Origin of the sequence: Bradyrhizobium sp. CCGB12 (assembly GCF_024199845.1) — a bacterium.
Taxonomy (GTDB): Bacteria; Pseudomonadota; Alphaproteobacteria; order Rhizobiales; family Xanthobacteraceae; genus Bradyrhizobium.
The window spans coordinates 4504417-4530302 of the sequence record NZ_JANADO010000001.1 but is presented as its reverse complement, the minus strand read 5'-3'; the positions used below and the strand labels follow the sequence as shown (position 1 = coordinate 4530302).

Below are 25886 nucleotides of genomic sequence, written 5' to 3'. Positions count from 1 at the left end.
ATGGGTCCAGTTGTCCCGAAATTCCCAAGCCCGCCTATGAGGCGCGTCGGCGCGGTAAACACTTTCCTACTCAGCCGCCACCCTCTAGGGTCGCCGCATAAACAACAGAGAACTTCGATAGTTCCTAAGGGACCCAAGGACGTAAGCAGGCATGCAGCTAGCAGATAAGCATGAGGGGACGACGACAAAGGCCTTCGCGGGCCTGCGGGTCCTGGATTTCTCGACCACGATCGCCGGTCCCCATTGCACGCGGATGCTCGCCGACATGGGCGCCGAGGTCATCAAGATCGAAACCGATGGCGGCGAGACGATGCGGACCCGGCCTCCGCTGCGCAAGGGCTGCAGCACCACGTTCGGCCAGCTCAATGTCGGCAAGAAGAGCCTGGTGCTCGACCTCAAATCCGAGGACGGCAAGGAGGCGGTGCGCCGGCTGGCCGCGACCGCCGGCATCCTGGTCGAGAACTTTCGTCCCGGCGTGATGCACCGGCTGCGGCTCGACTACGACAGCCTACGTCAGGTCAACCCGAAGCTGATCTACTGCTCGATCTCGGGCTACGGCCAGACCGGTCCCTCGGCCGAGCTGCCGGCCTATGCGCCGGTGATCCACGCAGCCTCCGGCTACGACATGGCGCATCTCGCCTACCAGCCCGGTCGTCACCGCCCCGACTATTGCGGCATCTATCATGCCGATGTCGTCACCGGAACCTACGGCTTCGGCGCGATCGCTTCGGCGCTCTATCAGCGCACCGTGACGGGGCTTGGCCAGCACATTGACGTCTCCATGCTGGAAACGATGCTGTCGCTGACGCTGACCGAGTTGCAGAATTCGCAATTCACGGTGAAGCCGCCGCCGCGTCCGATGTTCGGGCCGACCGAGACGGCAAACGGCTATGTCATGATCACCGTCGCCAGCGAGAAGACGTTTCAGGGCTTGATGGGGGTGATCGGCCGCCCCGCATGGATATCCGATCCGCGCTTCTCGACCTACGCCGCGCGCCGCGAGAACTGGGCCGACATGATGGACGGTGTCGAAGCCTGGTCACGGCAGATCTCGACCGATGCATGCCTTGCTGCGCTCGGCGCGGCCGGCGTCCCGGCCTCGGCCTATCGCACCGTGTCGGAAGCGCTGGCCGATCCGCAGCTCGCACACCGGCAGGCGCTCTCGTCCGTGCAGGACGAAGGCGGCTCGTTCCAGGTGCTCAATCTGCCGTTCCGGATGTCGGGCGCAGACACCGCGCCCGGCAAGACGATGGCCGTGCTCGGCGAGCATACGGATGTGCTGCGCGACGAAATTGGCCTCGCGAGCGATGCGCCAATTCCGTCAGGCAAGACAGCTGCGCAAGGTTGAAGAAAAGCTCGCTGCGGCAAGCAATGCGGCCCTGCGCGCGGCCGGCTTGCCATCGTCCGCCGGCCCAAACTAGGAGCGCTGGCGGGTTTGTCTCGCTTCGTCGGCCATGGCATGGTGGGGCCGAGAACGAGAAGCATGCCGGGAGGACGCCGATGAAGAGTTTCAAGGTCGCCGATTTCAAGGCGCCGCTGCAGGAGTTCGACGAGGCCACGCCGCAGCCCTCGGGCACGCAGGTGCTGATCAAGGTGAAGGCGGCCGGTGTCTGCCACAGCGATCTCCACATCTGGGAAGGCGGCTACGATCTTGGCCACGGCCGCAAGCCGCTGTCGCTGAAGGATCGTGGCATCAACCTGCCGCTGACCATGGGCCACGAGACGGTTGGTGAAGTCCTCGCTTTCGGCCCCGACGTGAAGCCGACCGACCAAGGCGATCTCCGGCTTGGCGATATCGGCCTCGTCTATCCCTGGATCGGCTGCGGCAAATGCGCCACCTGCCTCGGCGGTGACGAAAACATGTGCCTGACGCCGCGCTCGCTCGGCGTCTATTGCGATGGCGGTTATGCCGATCACATGCTGGTGCCGCACCCGCGCTATCTGCTCAACCTCAGAGGGCTCGACCCGGCGACGACCGCCCCCTATGCCTGCTCGGGCGTCACCACCTACAGCGCGCTGAAGAAGGTCGAGCAGCATTTCGACACGCCGATCGTGATGTTCGGCGCCGGCGGCCTCGGCCTGATGGCGCTGTCGCTCCTGAAGGCGATGGGCGGCAAGGGCGCGATCATGGTCGATATCGACGCCAGGAAGCGCGAGGCGGCGGAAAAAGCCGGCGCGCTCGCAACGGTGGATCCCAAGGCGCCGGATGCGCTGGAGCAGCTCGCGAAGAAGGCGGGCGGACCGATCCGCGCCGTGATCGACCTCGTCGGCAACGCCGCCACGACGCAGCTCGGCTTCGACTGCCTGACCAAGGGCGGCAAGCTCGTCATCGTCGGCCTGTTCGGCGGCGGCGCGACCTGGGCGCTGCCGCTGATTCCGATCAAGGCCGTGACGATCCAGGGCAGCTATGTCGGCAATCTGCGTGAGACGCAGGAGCTGCTCGATCTCGTGCGCACCAAGAACGTAGCGCCGATCCCGGTGACGACGGCACCGCTCGCCAGGGCCAACGACGCGCTGGTGCAGTTGCAGCAGGGCGCAGTCGTCGGGCGCACGGTGCTGACGCCGTAATCATTTCTCTCCTTCGTCATTGCGAGGAGCGAAGCGACGAAGCAATCCAGAGTGTTTCCGTACGTGCAGTTCCGGATTGCTTCGCTTCGCTCGCAATGACGACTTGGCTGGCTCCTTCCTAAGGTCTCTCAAATGTCCGCAAACAACGCCTTCCACATTGCCGTACTCGCCGGCGACGGCATCGGTCCCGAAGTCATGGCGCCGGCCATCGAAGTCCTGCGCAAGATCGAACAGAAGTCGGATTTGCGCTTCCGCTTCACCGAGGCGCCGGCCGGTGCCAACAACTATCTCGCCACCGGCAAATCGATGCCGGATACGACCATCAAGCTGTGCGAAGAGGCGGACGCGATCCTGCTCGGGGCGTGCGGGCTGCCGTCGGTGCGCTACCCCGACAACACCGAGATCGCGCCGCAGATCGAGCTGCGCTTCATCTTCGATCTCTATGCCGGCGTGCGTCCGGCGCGGCTCATCCCGGGTGTGCCGAGCCCGATCGTCGGCGCCGACCGGCGCGGCATCGATCTCGTCGTGATCCGCGAGTCGACCGAAGGCCTGTTCGCCTCGATGGGCAAGGGCGTCGTTACCCATGAGGACGCGCGCGAGACCATGGTGATCACGCGCAAGACCTCCGAGCGCCTGTTCGAGTTCTCGTTTCGCTTGGCCGAACGGCGCAAGGCGCGCGGCAAGCCGGGGGCGCTCACCTGCGTCGACAAGGCGAACGTGTTCAAGGCTTTTGCCTTCTTCCGCGGCATCTTCGACGAGATCGAGAAGAAGCATCCGGAGGTGAAGACCGACCGGCTCTATGTCGATGCCTGCTCGGCGATGCTGGTGAAGCGGCCCTGGGATTTCGACGTGATGGTGATGGAGAACATGTTCGGCGATATCGTCTCCGACATTACCGCGAGCCTGATAGGCGGCCTCGGCATGGCGCCGTCGGCCGATATCGGCGACAAGTACGCCGTGTTCCAACCGTGCCACGGCACCGCGCCCGATATCATGGGGCAGGGCAAGGCCAACCCCACCGGCATGATCCTGTCAGCGGCGATGATGCTGGACTGGTTCGCCGACAAGCACGGCGTCGAGAGCGCGGCTGAGGCCGGCGAGACGATCGAGCGTGCGGTGGACCAGGTCTATGCCGGTGGCATCAAACCCATGGAGTTCGGCGGCAGTAACGGTACCGCCGACATCACGAAAGCGGTGCTCGCGGCGCTGTAGCCAAGACGCGCGCGACCAAAAGGGGCCTTGCGGCCCCCTGGTCGTTACCAGCGACGCCAGTGGCGGTGGCCGTAATAGCCATATGGCCGTGCGCCGTAGAAGCGGCGCGGGCCACCGTAATAGCCATAGGCGCCGCGGTAATAGTTCGGACGCCACCAGCAGCGGCCCCAGCGATTACAGACCATGCGGACCTGGTCGATGTTGGCGGCCGGACCGCCTGCGATACGGTCGGCCTGTGGGATGCCATTCGGCATCGCCGCGAGCGCCGGTCCCGACGCCAACGCCGCTCCCCCCAGGGCAGCCAGACCAAGAACAGCAAACTTGAGTTTCATTGCGATCTCCCTCTTGTGACGGCGGAAGAACCTGCCGTGGATCAATTGGTTGCTATCGCGGTGCGAGCGCCCGAGGAATTTAATCTTCCTGAATGCAGGTTCAGGTTGGCTCAGAGTTCCGAACTCGGTCTCTCCACATCGTCATTACGAGCGAAGCGAAGCAATCCAGAGTCTTTCCGTGGAGGGATTCTGGATTGCTTCGCTTCGCTCGCAATGACAGTGGTGAGCGAGGTCCGCTCGCAATGACGGCGGAACTAGTTCCCTCTGAATTGCGGCTTGCGCTTTTCCATGAAAGCCTGTCGGCCCTCGCGGAAATCCGCGCTATCCATGCACGCATTGCCGATCGCCTTGATCGCGTTCATGTTGCGCTGGCCCTCGTCCTTCAGAACCTGTGCGATGGTGATCTTGGCGGCCTTGATCGCGAGCGGCGCGTTTTCGGAAATGGTCTGCGCGATCGCCATGGTCTCGCCCCAGAGCTGATCATCGGGGATCACGCGCTCGACGAGACCAATGCGTAGCGCCTCGGCGGAATCGATGCGCATGCCGGTGTACATCAACAGGCGGGCCCAGGACGGGCCGACCAGCGACACCAGGTGCCGCAAGCCGTCATAGCCATAGGCGATGCCGAGCCTGGCGGCGGGAATGCCGAACTGGCTGTCCTGCGAAGCGATGCGGATGTCGGCGAGCATCGCGATCTGCATGCCGCCGCCGAGACAAAAGCCCTGGATGCAGGCGATGGTCGGCTTGGGATAGTCGGCAAGCAGCGCACGCTGGGCAGCACTGCGCTTGGCGTATTCATCGGACGCCGCTGCATTGTGCCTGACCTTCTCGAACTGGCTGATGTCGGCGCCCGAGACGAAGGCCTTGCCGCCGGCGCCGCGCAGGATCACGACGCGCACGGTCTCGTCGTCACGCAGGCTCGTCAGCGCCTCGCCAAATCCCTCCCACATTTCCAGCGACATCGCGTTGCGCTTGTCGGGATTGTTGAAGGTGATCACGCCGACGCCACCGGCCGTGTGCTCGAGGATCTTGCCGTCGGCGTAAGCCGTTTCGGTCGTGCTGGATATGTCGGACATTGCGTGCTCGCTGGTCGTTGGCGAGGCGCAATGTGCGGCGCAAGCGCCGCTGCGGTCAACCGGGGCAGGGGAGGAGAGCTTGCATCCGCCTGTGCCGCGATTGCATGGCGCGCGCGAAGTTGGCGAATGGCAGCAAACTGCCAAGACCAAACTGCCAAGACCAAACTACCAAGACGAAGGGGCGGCCAGACCACCCCGAGACAGACCGCGCGCAAGCGCGCGGGCGCAGACATATCTCGTCCGGTCTCGTCCAATCCGGCCGCGCCCCCGCGACGCGGCGGATTGAACGTCGGCCGCGAAGGCCGGACCGTCGATCGATCTCAGCCTTCGTTCGCGGCGATCGATTCCATCAGCGAGACGAGCTGACGCTGCACCGTCTGGTCCTTGATCTTGCTGTAGGCGCGCAGCAGCCGGAGGCTGAAGGCGCTGTCGAGGAAGAGCAGGCTCTCCACTTCGCGCGCCTTGTTGTCGCCGTCATAGAAGAAGGTCACGGGCACATCGAGGGCGGAGGCGATCTGCTGAAGCCGAGCCGCGCCGACGCGATTGACGCCCTTCTCGTATTTCTGGACCTGCTGGAAGCTGACGCCGAGCTTTTCGCCGAGCTCAGCCTGCGAGATCTTCATCTCGACGCGCCGCAAGCGGATCCGCTTGCCAAGCTCAATGTCCGGCTTGCCGGCACTGCGCTGCTTCATTCTTTTCGCCGCTGCTTTCATATTCGTTCTCACCGTTGTTCTTCGGTTGAAAATCCCCCGAAGAGCTGGGTCAGGGGTTCGCCCATATACGAGTCCTTGAATTCATGCGGATGCACGAACTCCTCCTTAAACCACGGGAAGCGAGCCGGATTGAAAGCCTCGATCAGCCAGTCAATCATGTGCCGCACGCGCGGAATCCGGCCGCTACCGGGATGGTAGGACAGCCAGATATCCAGCGGTCGGTTCAGCTCGACCTCCAGTGGAATCAACTTCCCGCCAAGCGCAATGGCGTAGCTCGGGAATACGCCGATTCCGGCGCCATTCGCGACCGCCCAGTAGTTGGCGCTCGAGACGTTGGTCTTCATGACCAGAAGGTCACGCTCCGAAACGCCCGGGAAGAAGCTCTCGAAAGATTCCTTGGCGGCGAGCTGGTCGGCGAATTGCAGCACCAGGCGGTGCTTGATCAATTCCGCCGCCGAGCTCGGCGCGCCATGTTTTGCGATGTATTTCTCGGAAGCCCAGAACATCAGATGCATGCGGCCGAGGCGCACGAGCTTGACGTCGAGCGCCGAGGGGCGCGACAGATGGATGGCGACGTCGGCCTCGTGGCGAGAGACGTCGGCCGAGCGCATCGCGCAATGCAGGTCGACCAGGATCTTCGGATAGGTTTGCTGGAATTCGACCAGGCGCGGGGCGAGCCAGAACGTCCCGAGTCCCTCGGTGACGGCAACGCGGACTTCACCGGACAGGGCGCTGGCCGTCGAATCGCTGGTGCGCAGCACATCGAAGGCTGCCTTCTCCATGCGCTCGACGGCGGAGACCACCATCGCGCCTTCGTCGGTCAGATGGGTGCCGTGCACGTCGCGGGTGAACAGGGTGGTGCCGGTCTGGCGCTCGAAATCATCGATCCGGCGGCGGACGGCGTTGATCGACAGCGATAGGCGCTCGGCCGCCGAGCGGAAACTTCCGCATCGGACGACCTCAAGGAATATGCGGGCCGTATCCCAATCCGAGAGGCCGCTCACGTTTGTTTTTGGGCGTTCTTCCAATGGAACGCCCCTTTCCGCCATGGAGTGCATACAATTCCCTTCGGGTTGCTAAACTGGCAGAATCTGGCGCAAACCACAACCACGGCGGGTTGCGGGGTGATGAGTTTTGAACGTCATCCTTACTGCTGTGCGAGCGGTATTTAAGTGCTGCCAAGGGCTGGGAATCGGGCAAATTGGTGCCCGCTTGAGGGGTATCGCGTGAGTTCCGTTGCGAGCCTTGACATGGCTGCGGGATCGTCGGCGCTGTCCGCAATGGACGTTCCTGCGCGAGAGCCGTTGCCATCGTCCCGGATGGATCAATCACAGGGCGCCAAGCATCTTGTTTCGGACTGCTCCGACGATCGTTGGTGGCGTCGTGAGACGATGTTCGCGGGAAGCGCGATTTCACTGCAGAAACGCGCTGAAATCATGTTCGGAGCCATAGCGGCCTCATGCTATCTTCGGGTCTCCACGGGGGCCGAAGGGGGCGTCACAGCCACATCTCGCAGGCCGAATTAACGGAAAGAACGCCGGTGTCGCATTCAGACGAACAGTTGCAGTCGGTGCTGGAAACGCTCGAGGAGTGCCGCAGGGTTCTCAATGCGAGCAACAGCCGCGAGTCGGCCGAGCTGCTGTCCATGGTCATCCTCGACGTCAGGATGAAGCTCAAAGGAATTGACGATGCCGATTTGAAGGCATTGTGCGACGAAATGCTGCGGAGCGCTGCGAGCGACCCGCTGTCCCCTTCCAAGCAGACGCAGGACCAGCCCCGGCGTCCGCTGCTCCGCGTGGTGAAGTAGCCGCGCCGCCGAGTCTCGCTTTTTGGCGAGATTTGTGCGCGTCCCGATGCCGCATCTGTGATCGCGGACGGCATCGGGAGGAGCCTCGGTTTCGTGCGCTTGTGTTGCGCATTCCCCGGCATCGGCTACACCAGAGCCGGTTCGGCTCCGGCCGCGCGTTCCCTGCGCGTCGTGCCGGGCCTGAGATGGCTCCGATTGCATCATGCAAAATGTTTCGATCCCGGCGGCGCTGATCGCCGGCCTCGTCAGCTTCCTCTCGCCTTGCGTCCTGCCTTTGGTCCCGCCCTATCTGATCTATCTGACGGGCGCCACGATCGAGCATGTCGAGAGCGACGAGCCGGCCGCGGCCTCCAAGCGCGCGATCATGGTGTCGGCGCTCTTGTTCGTGCTCGGTTTCTCCACGGTGTTCGTCGCGCTCGGCGCCAGTGCTTCGCTGATCGGCGGGCTGATCCGCGCTTGGTCGGCCGAGCTGTCGATCCTCGCGGGCATCGTCATCATCGTCATGGGCCTGCACTTCCTTGGGTTGACGCGGATCGACCTGTTGATGCGCGAGGGCCGGCTGTCCATTCCCAAGCCCGTCGGGCTCTGGGGCGCCTACATCATGGGTCTCGCCTTTGCCTTTGGCTGGACACCGTGCATCGGCCCGATCCTCGCCGCGATCCTGTCGATCGCTGCAGCGGAGGCAACGGTGACCAAGGGCGCGGCTCTGCTCGCGGTCTATTCCGCGGGGCTCGGCATTCCCTTCCTGCTCGCCGCCCTGATGATCGAACAGTTCTCGAAACTGTTCGCGCGGATGAAGGGCCAGCTCGTCAATGTCGAGCGGGCCATGGGTGTGTTGATGGTAATCACCGGCATCGGCTTCCTCACCGGCGCCGTGTCGAATGTGAGCATCTGGCTGCTGGAGACGTTCCCGGCGCTGCAGACGATCGGGTAGGGCGAAACCGTGTTTTCACGGGTGGAAAACCAAAAGAAAGCGCTGAGGACCGCCGGGCAAGCTAGGACATGCTCGTGCAGAGCCGAGAGACATCAAACCTTTCCGGTTCCAAGGCGTTGCAGCAGGGACAACTGCATGATGGAGATCGCGTGACCAAGACACTGCTTTTAGAGCCGTTGCCGAACAACGCAGCTTTGGTTGCCTGGCAGTTCGTGGGGCAGCCGTTGCAGGAATGGCCGAGCTGGGTTCAGTCGACCTGCTCGCTGCATAAGGACGCTGATGGGAAGTTCGAGCTTCGCCACGCGCGGCGCAGCGGCACGCAGATCGTTTATCTCGGCGAGTGGCTCGTGAGAGATCTGGACGGTGGCGTTGATTTCTACACGGACGCCGAGATCTGGGCGCGGTTCGCCGCGAAGCGCTAGCAATCAATCAACAGCGCGTGTTCGGGTGGGGCAAAACGCCTCGCTGCTGAAGCTCTCTGCGGAATGCAATCTGTGGTAATATTTCATTGTACTGCACCCAGAGGGGCAATTTTCAAAAACCTATACTGAAACGAGAATTTTGGAACATCGACACCTTCGTCGCCCCTCTCCCTTTCAGCATTTCAAGCAGGAGCAAGCGATGGGAACCGACGTAAACGTTCAGCCCGGCCATGGCAAAGCCGGACGTCAGCCGACGCGGCATTTTCTGGATACGCTGACCGGACACGATGATCCCGGCATGTTTGGCCGGATGTTTCCGACACTGGAACCTCTGGCTGTCGACGACGGTCCGCTCCATGAACTCGCCGATGCGATGAAGGATCCCGCTCCTGGCGACGCTGCGGGAAACAACGCCAACATACCCGCCGGCTTCACCTATCTCGGACAATTCGTCGATCACGACATCACGCTGGACCTGACCTCCTTTGGCGACAAGGAGGCCGATCCCATGGCCGTGCAGAATTTTCGCACGCCGGCGCTCGATCTCGACTGCGTGTATGGTCTCGGTCCCGACGGGAGCCGTCATTTGTACGCGCGCAACTCGGCCACCGACAACGGCAAGACTCCGGGCCCCAAGCTGCTGATCGGCAAGACCGTCAACGTCGATAGCATCACGGGAGATCATCGCAACGATCTTCCGCGCAGCCCCGAGGGGTTTGCCCTGATCGGCGACCATCGCAACGACGAGAATTTGCTCGTCGCGCAGACCCATCTTGCGATGCTCAAATTTCATAACAAGGTCTGCGATCGGCTCGCGGCGTCAGGCAAGCCGCCGGGAGAGATCTTCGAGGAAGCGCGCCAGATCGTGACCTGGCACTACCAATGGATGGTCTTGCACGATTTCGTGGAGCGGATCACCGAGAAGGGACTGGTAGCCAAGATCCTCGAGCAGGGGCGGCGCTTCTATCGCTTCAAGAAGATACCCTACATGCCCGTCGAGTTCTCCGCGGCCGTCTATCGTCTCGGCCACAGCATGGTTCGTCAAGTCTACAGCCACAACAGGATCTTCACGCCCGGGCCGGGCGGTATTCCTGCAACTCTCGACCTGCTGTTCAGGTTTACCGGGCTTTCGGGAGGAATCATCGGAGATCTCGCACCTAATCCGATTCAGCCACCGCTTCCGCTTCCGGTTCTTTCAAGCAACTGGATCATAGACTGGCGCCGCTTCTATCAAGTCCTGCCGGCCAATCCGCCGGGTGTGGCGCTCAATCCATCTCGCAAGATCGACCCGTTCGTCGTGCCGCAACTCCACACCCTGCCTGGCGACGGCGGCAGCCTGCCGTTCCGCAATCTCAAGCGCGGCGTGCTGTTGGGATTGCCGTCCGGGCAGGACGTCGCCAAGGCCATGAAGATCAAGAATCCACTGACGCCCGAAGAAATCTCGAAGGGAAGCGACGGTGCGGTGGCGAAGAAGCATGGTCTGCACCAGCACACCCCGCTCTGGTACTACATCCTCAAGGAGGCGGAGCAGCGGGGCGGAGGTGAGCGACTCGGACCGGTTGGCGCGACGCTGCTTGCCGAGGTCTTTGTCGGCCTCGTCCATGGCGATCGACAGTCGTATCTTTGGCTCAAGGGCAAGACCTGGAAGCCGACGCTTCCGTCGCAAGTGCCTGGCGAATTCACGATGGCCGACCTGCTGCGCTTCGTCGGTGACATCAGCCCGATCGACAACATCTCGACCGTGTAGGCGCTGGTCGCACGAAGGAGGTGGGCCACGACGTGGCCCACCTCATGAGTGTCGATTGTACGGGCCCACTTAACTTAACTCGCCGCGAACCGCGCCAGCGCCTTGCGGTCGATCTCGATCCCGAGTCCCGGGCCGTCGGGCACGCGCACGACTCCATTCGCATGCTCGATCGGCGCCTTCAAAACCGCCTGCCGGATCGGATGCTCGGTGCGGTCGAATTCGAGCAATGGCGCGAGCGGCGCCAGCAAGGCTGGCGTGTGCGAGGGCAGCACGGCAAGGAGCTGGAGCGAGGCGGCGATCGCAACCCCGGTGCCCCAGACGTGCGGATTGTAGCGGATGCCGAACGCTTCGCTCATGTCGGCGATCTTCTTGCATTCCGTGAGGCCGCCGGCGGCGCAGGTGTCGGGCTGGGCGATGTCGAGCGCATGGGAGGCGAACAGGTCGCGGAAGCCGAAGCGGGTGAACTCGCACTCGCCGCCGGCGATCGGAATTGTCAGCGCGGATTTCACCGCGCGATATCCGGCGACGTCCTCGGGCGGCACCGGCTCCTCGAACCAGTCGATGTCGTAGGGCTCGATCATGCGGCCGAGCCGGATCGCGGCGACGGCGTCGTAGGCGTGGTTCGCATCGACCATCAGCGCAACATCGGGGCCGATCGCCTCGCGCACCGCGCGCGTGACCGCGGCATCCTCGGCGAGGCCGAAGCCGACTTTCAGCTTCACGGCGCGAAAACCCTCCGCAACATAGCCGGCGGCTTCTTCCGGCAGATATTTGAGTGGATCGCCCGACTTGCGCCGGTAGAGACCGGTCGCATAGGCCTGCACGTCTTTACGCGCCGCGCCGCCGAGCAGCTGATGCGCAGGCACGCCAAAATGCTTGCCCTTGATGTCCCACAGCGCGATGTCGATGCCGCTCAGACCCTGGATCACGACGCCCTTCTGGCCGTGATCGCGCAGGCGTGCGTAGACCATCTGCCATAGTACGTCGGTGGGCAGCGGATCCTGGCCGATCAGCCATGGCGCGACATTTTGCACGACGGCTGCGGTCATCCGGGCCGGCCCGTAGCATTCGCCCCATCCGGTCAGGCCCGCATCGGTCTCGATTTCGACCAGCATGGCGGTGCGTGTGTCGTACCAGGCGCGCGAATAGGCGAACGGCTGCGAGAGCTTTGCTTCGAGGATGTGGGTGCGCACATGGGTGATCTTCATGGTCGGTATCCTTCTCGTCCGTTCATCGCGCCTCGTCCAGCGTGCAAATCACCGTGCAGACGACGCCGCGCGGCAGGAAGTCGACCGTTGCCTCACCGCCGAGCTGATCGCGCGCGCTGCGCTCGATCAGGCGCGAGCCGAAGCCGCGCTGCACCGGCGCCGTCACCGGCGGTCCGCCGATCTCGGTCCAGATCAGCCGCAGCCGCGACTTGGGCGTATCTGCGATGACCTCCCATTCCAGCGTCACACGGCCGGTCTCGTTGGACAGCGCGCCGTATTTCGCGGCGTTGGTGGCGATCTCGTGCACGATCATCGACAGCACCACGGCGAGCCGCGGCGACAGCGGCACGGCGGGACCGGCCATGCGGATGCGATCGGGATTGCTCAGCAGGAACGGCTGAAGCGCGCGGGCAATGACGTCTCTCAGTTCCGAGCCGGCCCATTTCTCCTGGCTCAGGAGATTATGCGCTTCGGCCAGCGCGCCGAGCCGCCCCTCGAACTTCGTCCGCTCGTCACGGCTGGCGCTGCGGAAGGTCTGAACCGCGATCGCCTGCATCAGGGCAAGCGTGTTCTTGACGCGATGGTTGAGCTCCTCGATCAGGAGATTGTGCAGCATCTCGCCGCGCGCGATCGTGGTCGCCATCCTGACTGCAAAGGTCAGTCCGGTCAGCAGGAGGATGCCGCCGATCAGGCTGGTGATCGCGATGTCGCGCCAGAGCGGTGCGATCAGCGAACTCTCGGCGACACCGGCCACGACCGCCCAGCCGGTCAGCTGCGATCTGGTAAAAGCGGAGGACAGCGCGACGCCGTCGAGCGAAACGCTCGAAAGGGCGGCCTCCGGACTGCGGGACATCGCATCGTAGAGTGCACCGGAAGCTTGCTTACCGAACGTCTCGGCAGGGTTGGGTGCGCGCGCGAACACGCGAGCCTTGGTGTCCAGCAGCGATACCGTCCATTGGTTGTTTGGCCTCTGCTGCTCGACCAGTTTCTGGAATATCGCGATCGGTGGACTGAAGGAGAGTGCATAGGCGACTTTGCCATCGCGCAGCACCGGGACCTCGACGGTCACGATCGGCTGTTTCTTGGTCGACCCGACGAACAGGTCGGAATATTGCGGCGTCTTGCTTGTAAAAACGCGCTCGACGATTTCTCGATTGTTGCGCGATGGCAGGTTCGCCGTTTCGGTCGTGACGGTCGAAAACAGCTGTTGGCCGGACCTGTCGGACAGCAGCAGGACGGTATCCTCCCCATACTGGCTGATGAAGCCGGCCGCCACGCGGCGGAAGCCGTCGAAGTCGCCGCTCTGCAGGGAGTCGCTGAGTGCGAGCACCTGCAAGCCGCCGGTCATCCGCTGCACCTCGGAATCAAGCACGAGCCGCATGCTCCGCACCGTCTCCAGCACCCGGCGCGTCGCGTCGCTGCGGTCCTGACGATAATTGGAGTAGGCAAGGCCGACGGCAAAGACGATCAGCGGCAACATCGTTCCCGCTACCAGGAGAGCGAGCCGGACCGGCAGGGTGAGCTTCGACAAACGCAGGCGTCCCAGTTCCAGCGCCGTGGCGCCGGATTATGATTTTGGGAAGACCATACGGGCAGGCGTTGCGCGGCGCCACGATTTTCGGCGCCCGCGGGCAGCCCGGGAACGGGATATTGCAGTGCAGCCGGTGATGCCTGCACGTTAGCTCATGCTGATCGCAGTCAGCAACAGGCACACGGCGTAGACGGCCGCCAGGCTGAGCCCCACGATCCGCGCTTCTCGATGCGGTGTCATGCTGGTCAACTCCGGGAGGGCGGCCGCCGTCGAGGCAGCCGTCCGTCGCGTCCTGATCAATCGATTTCCTGCACGACCATGCGTGAGCCGGGATCAACGAGCATCACGCGATCGCCGGAGTAGACGTAGCGGTACTTTGTCAGCGACGGGCCCCAATCCGCCGGAACGGACTCGAGCTCCACGTCGCCCGGGACCGCCGCCCCGACAATGATCTTCTGCTTCGTCGTGACCGGGCGGACGCGTTGCTCGGTGACGTAGGATTTGATCCTGGTCCGGTACTCGGGCTCGATCTGCACGGCGGCTGCGTGGCCGGTTCCGGTGGTGGTCACCACGGTGGATTGCGCGAAAGCGCCGGTCGAAATCAGCACCGCCGTGGCGGATAGCAGAGACAGCCTTTTCATCTAGTCCTCCTCTCGGAACCTGCGCCGCACCAACAGCTCATCCTGGGCGGCGTTCCCGACGGATAGGAACAAATTGCCATTTTTTCCCGTTTGTGAATCGGCCGGGCGGCGAGCCCGGTGATTGGAGGAGGAAAAAATGAAGCTGAGAATAGCGACCACAGCCGTGATGCTTGCTGCATTATCCCTGCCGGCGTTTGCGGCGGACGAGTTCTACGTCGTCCAGGACGTCAAGACCAAGAAGTGCACCATCGTCGACAAGAAGCCGATGGACACGTCCATGACCGTCGTCAGCCCGGCGGGCACGATCTACAAGACGCGCACCGAAGCCGAGAGCAGCATGAAGACCGTGAAGGTCTGCACGTCGAACTAGGGAGAACGTGATGCCAGTACTTATCCTATGGGCCGTGCCTGCGATCATTCTGGTCGGTGGCGGCGTTTATCTGATTGGTCACATGCACTAGGCCTGTCGCGGAAGACGAGAGGGTCTGTGCGTGCAGCGCACAGACCCCAGGATTTTTCGTTTCCGACGAGCGAGGCAGGTCGTCCTCGCGGCCTGCCTCACCCCGGCAGGAGCGCGAGTTGCAGTGCAGCAGGTGCAGGTGATGCAGGGGTAGCCCTGCGACGAAGAGTACCTCCAGCACGCGCGAAATGACTTTCGTATCGACGGCGATTTTCATACGCTTCTCTCTCGCAAGCCGCATACCGGCTGCGCTCACGTCCCGGCGACAGGGGCGGAGCATCATAGGGAGGGGAGACGATGAAGCGAAGGTCATTTCTCGCTGGTATCGGTGCGACCACTGCGGCGGCCACGATCGGCATGCCATCGATCCTCAGGGCACAAGCGCCGATCACGCTGAACGGCGCGGTCCAGTTCAACGACGACCATGCCTTCAATCGGGCGCTGATCCGGTTCGAGGAGCTGGTGAAGAAGTACTACGGCAAGCCCGTCAATTTCACGCTGCACAAGAACTCCTCGCTCGGCCTCGAGAAGCAGTATTTCGAGTACATGTCGCAGGGCAAGGCCGTCGATTACGGCATCGTCTCGCCGGCCCACATGTCGACCTTCGCCAAGGCGGCCCCGTTCATCGATGCCCCCTTCGTGTTCAAGGGCATCGAGCACATGAACAAGGTCGTCGAGGCCAATATCCTGGCGCCGATCGCCGATGAAGTCGCGACGAAAGCCGAGGTCGTTCTGATCGGTTATTCCGGCGGCGGCATCCGCAACATCTTCGCCAACAAGCCGCTCAAGAATCTCGCCGATCTCAAGGGGCTCAAGGTTCGCGTGCAGGGCGCGCCGATCTGGTCGAAGACCTTTGCGGCCGTCGGCATGAGCCCGACCGTGATCGCCTATAACGAAATCTACAACGCGATCCAGAATGGCGTGATATCGGCCGGCGAAAACGAGGCGGCCGGCGTCGAGGCGATGAAGTTCTACGAAGTGGCCCCGCATCTCAATCTGACCCAGCACGCCGTGTCGATCCGGCCGATCTGCTTCTCCGTGAAGACGCTGAAGACCTTGCCGAAGGATCTGCAGGACGCGATCATGAAGGCCGGCAAGGAGGCCGGCGATTACGGCCGTCAACTCGAGTCGAGCGAAGAGGTCGTCAAGCTCGACACGCTCGAGAAGGCCGGCAAACTCAAGCGCGTTCCCTTCGAGGAGCGGGACGCCATGAAGAAGCTCGCCGACCCCGTGATGGCCTCCTACGCCAAGGAAATCGGTGCGGAAGGCATTTTCGAGAAGATCAACGTCGTCTGAGGTCGCTCTGTCCGCCGACAGCATTCCGGGCAGGCCCCGCTTCCTGCCCGGACGTGGCGGATGAGCTGCGCACGGAGCCCCAATGTCTGAAATGCCCGTCCCGTCCACACCGTCGCTGTGGCGTCGCGTCACGGCGGCCTATGCGAAATTGCTGGAAATCCTGCTGGCCGCCTGCGTCGGCATCCTGGTTGTTCCGGTCACGCTGCAGATCGTCTCGCGCTACACGCCCTTGATCCCGTCCTACATCTGGACGGAGGAAATGGCGCGATTCCTGTTTATCTGGACGATCATGATCGGCGCCATGGTCGGTGTGCGGGAAGCCCAGCATTTCGAGGTCGACGTGTGGCCCGATTTGTCGCGGCGGTCGGAGGCTGCGGTGCGGATCCTGGCGCGGCTCGGCGTGCTGGCGCTGGCACTGGTGTTCGTTTCGGCGGGCATCGAGTTCACCCGCTTTGCCTGGAACAGAACCTCGGAGCTGGCCGATCTGCCGCTTTGGCTGATTCACGTCGCCTGGCCTGTGGCCGGCGTGACGTGGATCGTCTTTGCGGGTGAACAGATCATCGATGAAGTGCGCGTTCTGATTGGGGCAAAGTAATGGGTGGCAATGTGCTTTCGGCTGGACAGGCCGCGTTGGTGCTGTTCGGTGTCTTCATCGGCCTGCTCATCGTGCGGGTGCCGGTCGCCTTCGCGCTCGGCCTTGCCTGCGTGCCGATCCTGCTGATCGAGCCTCATCTCTCGATGATGATGCTCGCGCAGGAGACCTTCAACGCCTACAATTCATTCATCCTGCTCGCGGTGCCGTTCTTCCTCTTGACGGCCAACCTGATGAGCATCGGCGGCATCACCGATCGCCTGGTGGCGCTGTCGCGCTCGATGGTCGGGCACTGGCCGGGATCGCTGGCGCAGATCAACGTCGTGCTGTCGGTGTTCTTTGCCGGCATTTCGGGGTCCTCCACCGCCGATGCGGCGAGCCAGTCCAAGATCTTCATCGATGCGCAGACCAAGGAGGGCTACGACCTCTCGTTCTCCATCGCCATCACCGCGGTTTCCGCGGTGCTTGCAGTCATCATTCCACCGTCCATCCTCATGATCGTGTGGGGCGGGCTGATCTCGACCTCGATTGCGGCGATGTATCTGGCCGGCATCGTGCCGGGCTTACTGATCGCGGGCGCGCAGATGGCGACGGTGCACGTCTACGCGGTACGCCGCGGCTACCCGACCTATCCGAAGGCGAGCTGGGTCGAGATGCGATGCGCCATCTGGAAGTCGATACCGGCGATGATGACTCCCTTCATCATCGTTGGCGGCATCCTGCTCGGCTGGTTCACCGCGACCGAGTCGGCTTGCGTCGCGGTGCTTTATTCCATCGCGCTCTCCGCGTTCTTCTATCGCGAGACGGGGATACGCGAATTGTACAAGGCCTTGCTCGACACCGGGCGACTTGCCGGCGTGGCGCTGTTCTGCGTCGGCACCGCAAGTGCGTTCGGCTGGCTCCTTGCCTACTACAAGATCCCGCAAGAGCTGCTGGCCAACGTCTCGACATGGGGGATGGGCACCGTCACGGCCGGCTTCTTCATCGCCTTCTGCTTTCTGGTGGTGGGCTGCTTCCTGGACGCCATCCCGGCTATCGTCATCGTCGGCACCGTGCTGGAGCCGCTGGCCAGGTCCGTCGATCTCCATCCGGTCCAGTTCGCGATCATCTCCATCGTCTCGCTGGCCTTCGGACTGGTTACGCCACCTTATGGCTTGTGCCTCATGATCGCCTGTTCGATCGCCGGCGTGCGGCTGCGTTATGCCCTGAAGGACACGGTGATCATGTTGATCCCAATGCTGCTCGTGCTGGCGGCGGTCATCGTTTGGCCAAGCGTGTCGCTGTTCTTGCCGCGTCTGATCGTGCCGGAGATGCTCAAGTGAGGGTCTGATCGTGCGATCCCACGGCCGACGGACGGCCGCGGGATCGCCGCGACTGGTTACAGGTTGCTCTCGGTGATCGCGGCGTAGACCATGCTGCGCAGCTCGCGCCGGATCGGGTAGGCGCTCGAGGGCAGCACCTGCGTCATGAAGATGGTGATCAGCTCCTCAGCGGGGTCGATCCAGAACGACGTCGTGGCCGCGCCGCCCCAATTGTATTCACCCGGACTGCCGGCGATCAGCGTCTCCGCCGGACGCATGGTCACGGCGAAGCCGAGACCGAAGCCGATGCCGTTATAGGTCGCTTCCGAGAACAGCGAGCGCGACACCTCCGGCAGCGCGCGGCCACCCGGAATGTGATTGCTCGTCATCAGCGCCAATGTCTTCGGTCCGATCAGCCTGACGCCGCCGAGTTCGCCGCCGTTGAGCAGCGCCCGGCAGAAGGTGAGATAATCGGCGACCGTCGAACAGAGGCCGCCGCCACCGGAGATGAAGGAGGGCGGCGACAGAAATGAGCTCGTCGCCGGATCGTCCTGGAGCGTCAGGCCCTCGCGCCGCTGGCCGGCATGGAATGTCATTCCGCCGCCTGGATCGGCGGAATAGCAGGCCGCGAACCGATGCGCCTTGGAGGCCGGCACGTGGAAATCGGTGTCGGTCATGCCGAGCGGATCGAGGATGCGTTGCTTCAGGAACTGCTCGAAGGGCATGCCGGAGATCTTGCCGACGAGATAGCCCACCACGTCGGTCGCGACCGAGTAGTTCCAGGAATCGCCAGGCGAGAATTCCAGCGGGATCTTGGCCAGGCTCTCGATCATGGTCTGGAGCGTGCCCGACTTCTCGACCTCGCCGATCTTCTCGGTGCGATAGGCGGCATCGACATTGGAGCGCTGCTGGAAGCCGTAGGTGAGGCCAGCGGTGTGGCGCAGGAGGTCGACGATCAGCATCGGCCGGGACGGCGGCCGCGTCAGGAAGGCCGGGGCGTTCCCGGCGACGAACACGCCGAGATCCTTCCATTCCGGAATGTATTTGGCGACGGGCTCGTCGATCGCGACGAGGCCTGCCTCGACCAGCATCATGAAGGCGACGCTGGTGAGCGGTTTCGTCATGGAATAGATGCGGTAGATCGTGTCGTCCTTGACCGGCGCCTTGCGCTCGACGTCGGCAAAGCCTTGAACCGAGCTGTGCGCGACCTTGCCGCGGCGGTAGACCAGGAGCTGCGTGCCCGGGAACCGGCCGGCATCGATGTACCGGCTCTTCAGATGCGCATCGACGCGGTCGAGCGCGGCTTTGGACATGCCCACGGATTCGGGCGAGGCGGGGGTAGGGGCAAGCATCAGTTCCTCCGGGGCAGTTTTGTCAGGCGTTGATAGCCGAAATGGCGGTCTCATTCCAAGCCGGTCGCGCTTAACGCCAGCCCGCCCGCTGGTGTAGGCTGGACCTTGGAATGCCTCCAGGGAGCCCAAGATCCCCAAGCGGGCCAATCAGAAAAACGCAGGGCAAATGCACCATGACCCAATTCAACGAGACCGAACTCACCGAAGCCGTCATCAAGAGCTTCGACAGCACGCCTGATACGCGGGCAAAATTCCTGCTCCAGGAACTGGTGAAGTCGTTGCACGATTACGTGAGCAAGACCGGTCTGACCTTCGCGGAATGGGAATACGCCATCGACTTCCTGACCCGCACCGGCCAGAAATGCACCGACACCCGGCAGGAGTTCATCCTCTTGTCCGACGTGCTCGGCGTCTCCATGCTGGTCGATGCCGTCAACCACCGCGACCGCGAAGGCGCGACGGAGACCACAGTGCTTGGTCCGTTCTATGTCGGCGAGCACCAGGTGACCGCGCATGGTACCGACATTTCGCCGAACAACCAGACCGTCGAGCGCATGTTCGTGCAGAGCCGCGTCACCGACCTCAAGGGCAGGCCGCTCGCGAACATTCCGGTGGACGTCTGGCATGCCGACGATGACGGCTTCTACGATTCCCAGAAGGCGAACTATAACGAGGTCGGCGCTTCGGCGCGGGCGCGCTTCATCACGGATAGTGACGGTCGCTTCTTCTTCCGCACCATCCTGCCGTGTAGCTACCCGATCCCGACCGACGGCCCGGTCGGCGAGATGATCGTGCAGACCAAGCGTCATCCGATGCGCCCGGCGCATGTGCACTTCCTGGTCAATGCGAAGGGCTATGAGCCGCTGATCACCCACGTCTTCATGGACGGCGACAAATATCTGGATTCCGACGTCGTGTTCGGTGTGAAGGACGATCTCGTCGCCAAGGTCGAGCCGCGCAACGACCTTGAGATGCCCGATGGCACCAAGGCGAACGGGCGCTGGCATCTGATGAGCTACGAATTCCACCTCAAGCCGGGCGGCGGCATGGCGCCGAAGCCGCTGGGGGTGAAGGCCGGGGAGCCGGCCTGACGCCAAAAGCTGCCATCCCTGCCCCGGGCGACCTCCGAACCGTATCGCGTCGTATCGGCGCCGACTTCCTGATGCTAGATTTCACGATGGCAGGGAGCACCTGCTTCCTGCTCTAGACCGAACGGGAGGACGACATGCCTGATAGCGTCTACAAGGTCATTGAACTGGTCGGTACCAGCAGCGACTCATGGGAGAGGGCGGCGGCCAATGCGGTCGAGCAAGCTGCAAAATCTGTCCGAGATCTTCGCGTTGCAGAGGTCGTCAAACTTGATATGCAACTCGATGCCAAGGGAAAAGTAGAGGCCTATCGCGCCAAGCTCAGCGTATCGTTCAAATTCGAGGGTTCCTGAGCCTGAAAGCCTCGCTCCGCTTTCGGAGCGAGGTGGCTCACTGAAGAAAGGCGCGGCCCGCCGACCGGCGCTTGTGATCCATCTCGGAAGTAGTGCCTGGTCCGATTGGGCCCTGATATGCTTTGATGACCGGGGGCCGTAACTGTAACGCGTGGTGGCCTCATGTACATTGTCATTCGCAAGTACACCAAGGTTCGTTCGGTTGCCGACGCTGCGCGCCGCGCCAAGAGCGGCATCGGTCAGATCTTAAGGCAATCGCACGGATTCAGATCCTACTATGTGCTGGATGGGGGCGACGGCGTTGGTGTCGCCGTGATGATATTCGAGGACCGCGAAAGCGCGAATGCAGCGAGCGCCAAGATATTGGAGTTTGTTCAGGCAAGTCTGCATGACCTCGACCTTGGAAATCCCGAAATCACAAGCGGTGAAGTCTTGCTGAATATAGAACCTGAGGCGCCCTCGGACAGAAAGTAAACGCCGCCAGTTGCGTGGGGTGCCGCCCCTTGCCGCTGCAGTCGACCTGATCGCCGTTGCGTTGGAGCGATCGCGCCCTGGACATCCGGATGTCGTCCGTCAGGAATATTGAACCGCGCATGCTTTTTAGGGAGTGACAACATGAAGCAACGCGCCTTCGAAACATTTTTCACCGCGGCGATCGGCTGGACGCCGCTCGTGCGTATGGGCGCCGTGATGCCGCCCCGAGACCCTGATGAAGACGAGGAGGACGACGACGAAGAAGATGAGGACGACGCTGACGAGCCGGCCGTAGTGCGCGAGCCGGACGAAGACTAGACTAGCCGTTGTCTGGGTCGACGTTATAATATCTCCCATGGGCTGGGATACGAAAGACGTAGCGCTGCTCAAAAGGCTCTGGGCCGCAGGACAGAGCGCGGGGCAGATTGCGGGCCGTCTCGGGTGTAGCCGTGACGCGGTCTGCGGCATGCTAACCCGTTTGGGTCTGAAGCGCGGCCACAAGCCGCCGACAGCAAGACCCAAGATAAGGCCGCCTCCGAAGCTGAGGCCGGCATCGGCTGCCGCCGCCCATCCAGCGGCAAAGAAGGTATCGCGGATCTCAGCAAAGAGGCAGCAGCACAAAGAACTCAGCAAGCAGCAGCTTTACGCCATTCTAGCTGAGGCGGTTCGGAACACCGGCTAGTCTAGGAGCTCACACGAAGGTCGTTACGCTCTGCGTCCGTGCCCCAGTCCAACTCGAACGGGTTCGGCTGTGCTGAACCTAAGTATGGCCACTTCATACCTGCGCGCGATGGCACTGGCCGAGTGCTTGGTGTTACCGATACATCCAGAGTGAAAGCAACGGAACCGGCCCTGCGAGCCGGCAGTTGCGGGACAAGGCCGGCGGCGTAGTGCCCGGCGGCTCTTTTCCCGATCTAGCGGCAATTGGTCGCTCTACTGATGCTTACCGCTATGGTTGGTGCAGAGATTACGCCATGAGAAACATCGCCCATCTCCTGATGCGGTTCTGGCAGGGAAGCCAACCCGCGTCCGATACCCAGATTGCGGCTATGGCCGAAAACCGAGATCGATCCAGCATGGCTGACTTTGTTCGGATCCTGCAGGCTTACGATCAAGCCCAGTAGGGCAGACGTCAGGGGCGCTGGCGCCAGTCCGTGATACGAACTTCCGAGCAAACCAAAGCCAAGGCCTGAGACCGACCGCGTCCAGGTTTTACATCGACCACGTCCGTTCAGGGTCATTCGCGTCGATCGCGACGGCATTTCACGGCCTGTGCGACGCACATTGCGTTGCACGATCACCGATCATGGTTGGGGACCCATTCCTCCGCGGTTGAGTCCCAATGATGGGTGTCGTCGAAATGTTTCCAGAGTGGCTGCCTCTGCTTGCTTTCGACGTTCTGTCGGTTTGCATGTGCGCGAAGTTGGACGACAAGCGCCCCAGCCATCATCACCCATTCGCGAGCACTATATCGGGAGTTCCATTTGATTGCCGCGAGCATTGGATGCCTCCTTCAAAGTAAGAAGCCTTCGCCACATTAGCCCGGGCTAAGAACGCTGGGATGTAAACTACTTCACAGGCGGTCATCATCTTCGACATAGCCGGGGAGCTGCCGCTTCCGCCCTTACACCCTAGCGCGCGTGCAGCAGCGCCAGCAGCACGACGACCGCGCAGGCGAGCGCCGCCGAGGTCAGCTTCCAGAACATCAGCGGGCTGCGCTCCAAAAGCGGCGTGATCCGCGTGTCGAGATAGGCCGGATTGGGCGTGCGAAGCTCGAAGACGAATTCCGACAGATCCTCGTGCCGCTTGTAGGGATCAGGATGGAGCGCGCGCCTGAGCGCGCCGTCGACCCAGGCCGGCACGTTGCGGTCGTCGTCGGCCGGGCGATATTGAAGTCGTCGCACGTCCGCCTTGCGGCGGATCCTGGCAACCTGGGTGCCATAGGGCAGCTTTCCCGTCAGCATCTGATAGCAGATCACGGCCAGCGAAAACATGTCCGAGCGCGGCGTGCCGCCTTGCCCAAGAAAATACTCCGGCGCCGTGTACTGGACCGTTCCCAGGATTTCGTCGGCGTCCTCCCGCGGCGCAGCCTCCGCGACGCCGGCGACCCTGACCGATCCGAAGTCGATGATCTTGGCGGTGCCGGTCTTGTCGATCAGGATGTTGTCGGGCCTGAGGTCCTGATGCAGCATCTCCATGCGGTGGAAGGCGCGCAGGCCCGCCGCGATCTGCTCCACCAGCCCGCGGACGGTTTCGAGATCGGGGCGCGGATTGTCGGTCATCCACTGCTTCAAGGTCTGCCCCTCGACGAATTCGGTCGCAACGTAGAGGTAGCTGCGCCGCTTCGACTGCGACAGCGGCTTCAGCACATGCGGGCTGTCGATCCGGCGCGCGATCCACTCCTCCATCAGGAAGCGCTTGAGATAGGCGGCATTGTCGCGCAGGTCGATCGACGGCAGCTTGAGCGCAACAGGCTCCTCGGTCTCTGCATCGACGGCAAGGTAGATATGGCTGCGACTGCTGCCGTGGATCTCCCGGACGATCCGGTAGCCGTCGAAGCTCGCGCGCGGCTCCGGCAGCGGAGGCAGCGGCAATTGTGACGTCTGATTGAAGATGCCGGCCGGCTCGCGCTGCGGCACCGCGTCGATCCGGATGATCTGAACCGTGATGTTGTCGTCGCTGCCGCGCCGGTAGGCTTCCTCGACGATGGCCTTGGCCGCCCCGTCGAGCTCGCCCGCATGCTCGTTCAGGGCACTCGTGACGAAGCGCGCGTCGACGAATTCGTAGGCGCCGTCGGTCGCCAGCAGGAAGGTGTCGCCGGCCTCGACCTCGAATGCCTGATAGTCAATCTCGAGCTGCGGATTGATGCCGAGCGCCCGGCCGAGATAGGTCTGCTCGGAGGACACGATGATCCGGTGATCGTCGGTCAGCTGCTCGAGCGCCTTGCCGGCGACGCGATAGACGCGGCAATCACCGACGTGGAAGATGTGCGCGGTGGTCGCCTTGATGACCATGGCGCTGAGGGTGCAGACATAGCCCTTGTCCCGGTCATAGGCATATTGGCTCTTGCGCGTCTGCGCGTGCAGCCAGGAATTGGTGGCGTCGAGCACGCGGCGGGCGGACGTCTTCACCGTCCAGGATTCCGACGTGCAGTAATAGTCCATCAGGAAGCTCTTGACCGCCGACTCGCTGGCGATCTGGCTCACGGTGCTGCTGGAGATGCCGTCGGCGAGGACGGCCGAGATCCCCTTCAGGCTGAGCAGCGGTTCTTCCGGAATGAGGACGCCATGAAAATCCTGGTTGACGGGCTTGCGACCCTTGTCCGAGTGCTGGCCGACCGAGATCAGGAGTCCGCGGGACATCGTCATCACCAGGAGAGGGGAGCCTCACCCTGCTTGGGCAAGGCTCCCCTGTCGAGACGTATTCGATCAGGCCGCAACGCGAGGCGGCGTCGCCTTGCCGGCCTGACGCTTCGGCTGGGTCATGACGTGCGTGGTGTAGAGAGTCATGCCGGTGAAGGCGAGGCCGCCGACGAGGTTGCCGAGCACGGTCGGGATCTCGTTCCAGATCAGATAGTCCAGGATCGAGAACTTTGCGCCGAGCAGCAGCCCCGACGGGAACAGGAACATGTTCACCACGGAATGCTCGAACACCATGTAGAAGAACACCAGGATCGGCATCCACATCGCGATGACTTTGCCGGGGACCGAGGTCGAGATCATGGCGCCGACGACGCCGGTCGAGACCATCCAGTTGCAGAGCATGCCGCGCATGAACAGCGTCGCCATGCCCGCAGCACCATGCGCGGCGTAGCCGAGCGTCCGGCTTTCGCCGATGATTCCGATCGCGGTGCCGACCTTGTCCGGGGGCTGCGAGAAGCCGAAGGTGGTGACGAAGGCCATCATGAAGGCGACGGTGAAGGCGCCGGCAAAATTACCGACAAACACCAGGCCCCAATTGCGCAGCACGCCACCGAGCGTGACGCCGGGGCGCTTGTCGATCAGGGCGAGTGGCGAGAGCACGAACACGCCGGTCAGGAGATCGAAACCCAGGAGGTACAGCATAACGAAGCCGACCGGAAACAAGAGTGCGCCGATCAGCGGCTGGCCGGTGTTGACGTTGATCGTAACGGCGAACCATGCCGCGAGCGTGAGGATTGCGCCGGCCATGTAGGCGCGGATGATGGTATCCCGGGTGGACATGAAGATCTTGGACTCGCCTGCATCCACCATCTTGGTGACGAATTCCGAAGGCGCGAGATACGACATCAATGGTTCCTTTTGCTTCGTAAGTGGGATCGACGCACCCACTTGGAGAGTGCGGCTGAACGGCTTGGGCCGTGCGGGCCGGCCTGCCGCGCACGAGAGCTATTGAAAGTCTGGAAGCCCCGGGGAATTGCGTCACGACGACCGAGAGAGCCGCGAAGCAGTCGAGCTTCCGGAATGCAGCCGCCAGAGGCTGCAGCGATGCGGCAAGCCGCCGTCTTCGTTGACGCCAACGGAAATGCAAGTTGCGTGCCGTCTGTGGGCGTCAGAAAGACGTAGTGATATCAATATGATGCGTCTTCATCTGAACTGATCCTGACGCGACCCCGGACTTCTTGCATGTGCTGTTGCACAAGATTTGTGCGTCGCACAAGGATTGAGCAAATCGCAAATTTCGCATGCGGAACAGGCCCTGCGGCAGCTTGGCGCAGTCCATTTAACATACTGATTATACGTAATTTTTCGCGGTGCCGGGCTTGGCATGAAGCTTGAATAGTTCCATTCCGACGCCATT

At 62.7% G+C, this 25886-nt stretch carries 27 protein-coding genes; 16 read left to right on the top strand and 11 right to left on the bottom strand.

The window, feature by feature from the left end:
- The first annotated feature begins 151 nt into the window (after positions 1–151).
- The 3 genes from NLM27_RS21205 to NLM27_RS21195 all read left to right on the top strand — a co-directional run bounded on the left by NLM27_RS21205 (position 152) and on the right by NLM27_RS21195 (position 3780).
- Positions 152–1348: a CaiB/BaiF CoA-transferase family protein gene (locus tag NLM27_RS21205; protein WP_254145157.1), complete on the top strand. Its 1197-nt coding sequence runs from the start codon at positions 152–154 to the stop codon at positions 1346–1348.
- A 152-nt stretch (positions 1349–1500) separates the two neighbouring features.
- Positions 1501–2568, top strand: a complete 1068-nt coding sequence (locus NLM27_RS21200) for an alcohol dehydrogenase (protein ID WP_254145156.1) — start codon at positions 1501–1503, stop codon at positions 2566–2568.
- Between the two features lie 132 nt (positions 2569–2700).
- Complete coding sequence (locus tag NLM27_RS21195; RefSeq protein WP_254145155.1) at positions 2701–3780, top strand: isocitrate/isopropylmalate dehydrogenase family protein; 1080 nt, start codon at positions 2701–2703, stop codon at positions 3778–3780.
- Between the two features lie 44 nt (positions 3781–3824).
- Here the strand turns inward: NLM27_RS21195 and NLM27_RS21190 are convergent, their stop codons facing one another.
- From NLM27_RS21190 to NLM27_RS21175, 4 genes are all read right to left on the bottom strand, one after another.
- Positions 3825–4112: a hypothetical protein gene (locus NLM27_RS21190; protein WP_254145154.1), complete on the bottom strand. Its 288-nt coding sequence runs from the start codon at positions 4110–4112 to the stop codon at positions 3825–3827.
- Between the two features lie 254 nt (positions 4113–4366).
- Entirely contained in the window at positions 4367–5188 is an 822-nt protein-coding gene (locus NLM27_RS21185) for an enoyl-CoA hydratase (RefSeq protein WP_254145153.1), read from the bottom strand.
- A 320-nt stretch (positions 5189–5508) separates the two neighbouring features.
- Complete coding sequence (locus NLM27_RS21180) at positions 5509–5880, bottom strand: helix-turn-helix domain-containing protein (RefSeq protein ID WP_027558475.1); 372 nt, start codon at positions 5878–5880, stop codon at positions 5509–5511.
- A gap of 29 nt (positions 5881–5909) precedes the next feature.
- Complete coding sequence (locus NLM27_RS21175; RefSeq protein ID WP_254145152.1) at positions 5910–6959, bottom strand: LysR family transcriptional regulator; 1050 nt, start codon at positions 6957–6959, stop codon at positions 5910–5912.
- A gap of 512 nt (positions 6960–7471) precedes the next feature.
- On the opposite strand from NLM27_RS21175, the gene NLM27_RS21170 reads away from it, so the two are divergent.
- From NLM27_RS21170 to NLM27_RS21155, 4 genes are all read left to right on the top strand, one after another.
- Complete coding sequence (locus NLM27_RS21170; RefSeq protein ID WP_254148890.1) at positions 7472–7708, top strand: hypothetical protein; 237 nt, start codon at positions 7472–7474, stop codon at positions 7706–7708.
- A gap of 202 nt (positions 7709–7910) precedes the next feature.
- Positions 7911–8642 (top strand): cytochrome c biogenesis CcdA family protein, encoded by a 732-nt coding sequence (locus tag NLM27_RS21165; RefSeq protein ID WP_254145151.1) that lies wholly within the window; start codon positions 7911–7913, stop codon positions 8640–8642.
- Between the two features lie 149 nt (positions 8643–8791).
- Positions 8792–9064: a hypothetical protein gene (locus tag NLM27_RS21160; RefSeq protein ID WP_254145150.1), complete on the top strand. Its 273-nt coding sequence runs from the start codon at positions 8792–8794 to the stop codon at positions 9062–9064.
- 199 nt (positions 9065–9263) lie between these two features.
- On the top strand, positions 9264–10811 hold the full coding sequence (locus tag NLM27_RS21155; RefSeq protein WP_254145149.1) for a heme peroxidase family protein: 1548 nt from the start codon (positions 9264–9266) through the stop codon (positions 10809–10811).
- A gap of 74 nt (positions 10812–10885) precedes the next feature.
- Here NLM27_RS21155 and NLM27_RS21150 read toward each other — a convergent pair whose 3' ends face one another.
- The 3 genes from NLM27_RS21150 to NLM27_RS21140 form a co-directional block, all read right to left on the bottom strand.
- Positions 10886–12019: a mandelate racemase/muconate lactonizing enzyme family protein gene (locus tag NLM27_RS21150; RefSeq protein ID WP_254145148.1), complete on the bottom strand. Its 1134-nt coding sequence runs from the start codon at positions 12017–12019 to the stop codon at positions 10886–10888.
- Positions 12020–12041: 22 nt separating this feature from the next.
- Positions 12042–13499 (bottom strand): sensor histidine kinase, encoded by a 1458-nt coding sequence (locus NLM27_RS21145; RefSeq protein WP_254148889.1) that lies wholly within the window; start codon positions 13497–13499, stop codon positions 12042–12044.
- A gap of 347 nt (positions 13500–13846) precedes the next feature.
- Positions 13847–14191 carry a DUF1236 domain-containing protein gene (locus tag NLM27_RS21140; RefSeq protein ID WP_254145147.1) on the bottom strand — a complete coding sequence of 115 codons (345 nt, stop codon included), beginning with the start codon at positions 14189–14191 and terminating at the stop codon, positions 13847–13849.
- Positions 14192–14327: 136 nt separating this feature from the next.
- Between NLM27_RS21140 and NLM27_RS21135 the strand changes: the two genes are divergently transcribed.
- A complete protein-coding gene (locus NLM27_RS21135; RefSeq protein ID WP_254145146.1) occupies positions 14328–14561 on the top strand; it encodes a hypothetical protein in 234 nt (77 codons plus the stop codon).
- Between the two features lie 25 nt (positions 14562–14586).
- On the opposite strand, the gene NLM27_RS21130 is transcribed toward NLM27_RS21135, so the two are convergent.
- Complete coding sequence (locus NLM27_RS21130) at positions 14587–14868, bottom strand: hypothetical protein (RefSeq protein ID WP_254145145.1); 282 nt, start codon at positions 14866–14868, stop codon at positions 14587–14589.
- 80 nt (positions 14869–14948) lie between these two features.
- Between NLM27_RS21130 and NLM27_RS21125 the strand changes: the two genes are divergently transcribed.
- The 3 genes from NLM27_RS21125 (at position 14949) to NLM27_RS21115 (ending at position 17861) form a co-directional block, all read left to right on the top strand.
- Positions 14949–15947 carry a TRAP transporter substrate-binding protein gene (locus NLM27_RS21125; RefSeq protein WP_254145144.1) on the top strand — a complete coding sequence of 333 codons (999 nt, stop codon included), beginning with the start codon at positions 14949–14951 and terminating at the stop codon, positions 15945–15947.
- Positions 15948–16029: 82 nt separating this feature from the next.
- On the top strand, positions 16030–16542 hold the full coding sequence (locus NLM27_RS21120; protein WP_254145143.1) for a TRAP transporter small permease: 513 nt from the start codon (positions 16030–16032) through the stop codon (positions 16540–16542).
- Positions 16542–17861 (top strand): TRAP transporter large permease, encoded by a 1320-nt coding sequence (locus NLM27_RS21115; protein WP_254145142.1) that lies wholly within the window; start codon positions 16542–16544, stop codon positions 17859–17861. Before NLM27_RS21120 ends, NLM27_RS21115 begins: the two co-directional genes overlap by 1 nt.
- Positions 17862–17917: 56 nt before the next feature.
- Here the strand turns inward: NLM27_RS21115 and NLM27_RS21110 are convergent, their stop codons facing one another.
- A complete protein-coding gene (locus NLM27_RS21110; protein ID WP_254145141.1) occupies positions 17918–19192 on the bottom strand; it encodes a serine hydrolase in 1275 nt (424 codons plus the stop codon).
- Positions 19193–19365: 173 nt separating this feature from the next.
- On the opposite strand from NLM27_RS21110, the gene NLM27_RS21105 reads away from it, so the two are divergent.
- The 5 genes from NLM27_RS21105 to NLM27_RS21085 all read left to right on the top strand — a co-directional run bounded on the left by NLM27_RS21105 (position 19366) and on the right by NLM27_RS21085 (position 21789).
- On the top strand, positions 19366–20283 hold the full coding sequence (locus NLM27_RS21105; RefSeq protein WP_254145140.1) for a dioxygenase: 918 nt from the start codon (positions 19366–19368) through the stop codon (positions 20281–20283).
- Positions 20284–20417: 134 nt separating this feature from the next.
- Entirely contained in the window at positions 20418–20633 is a 216-nt protein-coding gene (locus tag NLM27_RS21100; protein WP_254145139.1) for a dodecin family protein, read from the top strand.
- 162 nt (positions 20634–20795) lie between these two features.
- Positions 20796–21107, top strand: a complete 312-nt coding sequence (locus NLM27_RS21095) for a hypothetical protein (RefSeq protein WP_254145138.1) — start codon at positions 20796–20798, stop codon at positions 21105–21107.
- 141 nt (positions 21108–21248) lie between these two features.
- Positions 21249–21425, top strand: a complete 177-nt coding sequence (locus NLM27_RS21090; protein WP_254145137.1) for a hypothetical protein — start codon at positions 21249–21251, stop codon at positions 21423–21425.
- Positions 21426–21462: 37 nt separating this feature from the next.
- Positions 21463–21789 (top strand): GcrA family cell cycle regulator, encoded by a 327-nt coding sequence (locus NLM27_RS21085; RefSeq protein WP_254145136.1) that lies wholly within the window; start codon positions 21463–21465, stop codon positions 21787–21789.
- Positions 21790–22738: 949 nt separating this feature from the next.
- Here NLM27_RS21085 and NLM27_RS21080 read toward each other — a convergent pair.
- Both NLM27_RS21080 and NLM27_RS21075 read right to left on the bottom strand, forming a co-directional pair.
- Complete coding sequence (locus NLM27_RS21080) at positions 22739–24475, bottom strand: bifunctional protein-serine/threonine kinase/phosphatase (protein WP_254148888.1); 1737 nt, start codon at positions 24473–24475, stop codon at positions 22739–22741.
- A gap of 60 nt (positions 24476–24535) precedes the next feature.
- Complete coding sequence (locus NLM27_RS21075; protein ID WP_254145135.1) at positions 24536–25375, bottom strand: formate/nitrite transporter family protein; 840 nt, start codon at positions 25373–25375, stop codon at positions 24536–24538.
- Positions 25376–25886: the final 511 nt, after the last annotated feature.

What these genes read in the sequence shown, in the direction of transcription:
- NLM27_RS21205 (WP_254145157.1), top strand. Translation starts at nt 152, where the DNA reads ATGCAGCTAGCAGATAAGCATGAGGGGACGACGACAAAGGCCTTCGCG.
- NLM27_RS21200 (WP_254145156.1), top strand. Translation starts at nt 1,501, where the DNA reads ATGAAGAGTTTCAAGGTCGCCGATTTCAAGGCGCCGCTGCAGGAGTTC.
- NLM27_RS21195 (WP_254145155.1), top strand. Translation starts at nt 2,701, where the DNA reads ATGTCCGCAAACAACGCCTTCCACATTGCCGTACTCGCCGGCGACGGC.
- NLM27_RS21190 (WP_254145154.1), bottom strand. Translation starts at nt 4,112, where the DNA reads ATGAAACTCAAGTTTGCTGTTCTTGGTCTGGCTGCCCTGGGGGGAGCG.
- NLM27_RS21185 (WP_254145153.1), bottom strand. Translation starts at nt 5,188, where the DNA reads ATGTCCGACATATCCAGCACGACCGAAACGGCTTACGCCGACGGCAAG.
- NLM27_RS21180 (WP_027558475.1), bottom strand. Translation starts at nt 5,880, where the DNA reads ATGAAGCAGCGCAGTGCCGGCAAGCCGGACATTGAGCTTGGCAAGCGG.
- NLM27_RS21175 (WP_254145152.1), bottom strand. Translation starts at nt 6,959, where the DNA reads ATGCACTCCATGGCGGAAAGGGGCGTTCCATTGGAAGAACGCCCAAAA.
- NLM27_RS21165 (WP_254145151.1), top strand. Translation starts at nt 7,911, where the DNA reads ATGCAAAATGTTTCGATCCCGGCGGCGCTGATCGCCGGCCTCGTCAGC.
- NLM27_RS21155 (WP_254145149.1), top strand. Translation starts at nt 9,264, where the DNA reads ATGGGAACCGACGTAAACGTTCAGCCCGGCCATGGCAAAGCCGGACGT.
- NLM27_RS21150 (WP_254145148.1), bottom strand. Translation starts at nt 12,019, where the DNA reads ATGAAGATCACCCATGTGCGCACCCACATCCTCGAAGCAAAGCTCTCG.
- NLM27_RS21145 (WP_254148889.1), bottom strand. Translation starts at nt 13,499, where the DNA reads ATGTTGCCGCTGATCGTCTTTGCCGTCGGCCTTGCCTACTCCAATTAT.
- NLM27_RS21140 (WP_254145147.1), bottom strand. Translation starts at nt 14,191, where the DNA reads ATGAAAAGGCTGTCTCTGCTATCCGCCACGGCGGTGCTGATTTCGACC.
- NLM27_RS21135 (WP_254145146.1), top strand. Translation starts at nt 14,328, where the DNA reads ATGAAGCTGAGAATAGCGACCACAGCCGTGATGCTTGCTGCATTATCC.
- NLM27_RS21130 (WP_254145145.1), bottom strand. Translation starts at nt 14,868, where the DNA reads ATGAAAATCGCCGTCGATACGAAAGTCATTTCGCGCGTGCTGGAGGTA.
- NLM27_RS21125 (WP_254145144.1), top strand. Translation starts at nt 14,949, where the DNA reads ATGAAGCGAAGGTCATTTCTCGCTGGTATCGGTGCGACCACTGCGGCG.
- NLM27_RS21120 (WP_254145143.1), top strand. Translation starts at nt 16,030, where the DNA reads ATGTCTGAAATGCCCGTCCCGTCCACACCGTCGCTGTGGCGTCGCGTC.
- NLM27_RS21115 (WP_254145142.1), top strand. Translation starts at nt 16,542, where the DNA reads ATGGGTGGCAATGTGCTTTCGGCTGGACAGGCCGCGTTGGTGCTGTTC.
- NLM27_RS21110 (WP_254145141.1), bottom strand. Translation starts at nt 19,192, where the DNA reads ATGCTTGCCCCTACCCCCGCCTCGCCCGAATCCGTGGGCATGTCCAAA.
- NLM27_RS21105 (WP_254145140.1), top strand. Translation starts at nt 19,366, where the DNA reads ATGACCCAATTCAACGAGACCGAACTCACCGAAGCCGTCATCAAGAGC.
- NLM27_RS21100 (WP_254145139.1), top strand. Translation starts at nt 20,418, where the DNA reads ATGCCTGATAGCGTCTACAAGGTCATTGAACTGGTCGGTACCAGCAGC.
- NLM27_RS21095 (WP_254145138.1), top strand. Translation starts at nt 20,796, where the DNA reads ATGTACATTGTCATTCGCAAGTACACCAAGGTTCGTTCGGTTGCCGAC.
- NLM27_RS21090 (WP_254145137.1), top strand. Translation starts at nt 21,249, where the DNA reads ATGAAGCAACGCGCCTTCGAAACATTTTTCACCGCGGCGATCGGCTGG.
- NLM27_RS21085 (WP_254145136.1), top strand. Translation starts at nt 21,463, where the DNA reads ATGGGCTGGGATACGAAAGACGTAGCGCTGCTCAAAAGGCTCTGGGCC.
- NLM27_RS21080 (WP_254148888.1), bottom strand. Translation starts at nt 24,475, where the DNA reads ATGACGATGTCCCGCGGACTCCTGATCTCGGTCGGCCAGCACTCGGAC.
- NLM27_RS21075 (WP_254145135.1), bottom strand. Translation starts at nt 25,375, where the DNA reads ATGTCGTATCTCGCGCCTTCGGAATTCGTCACCAAGATGGTGGATGCA.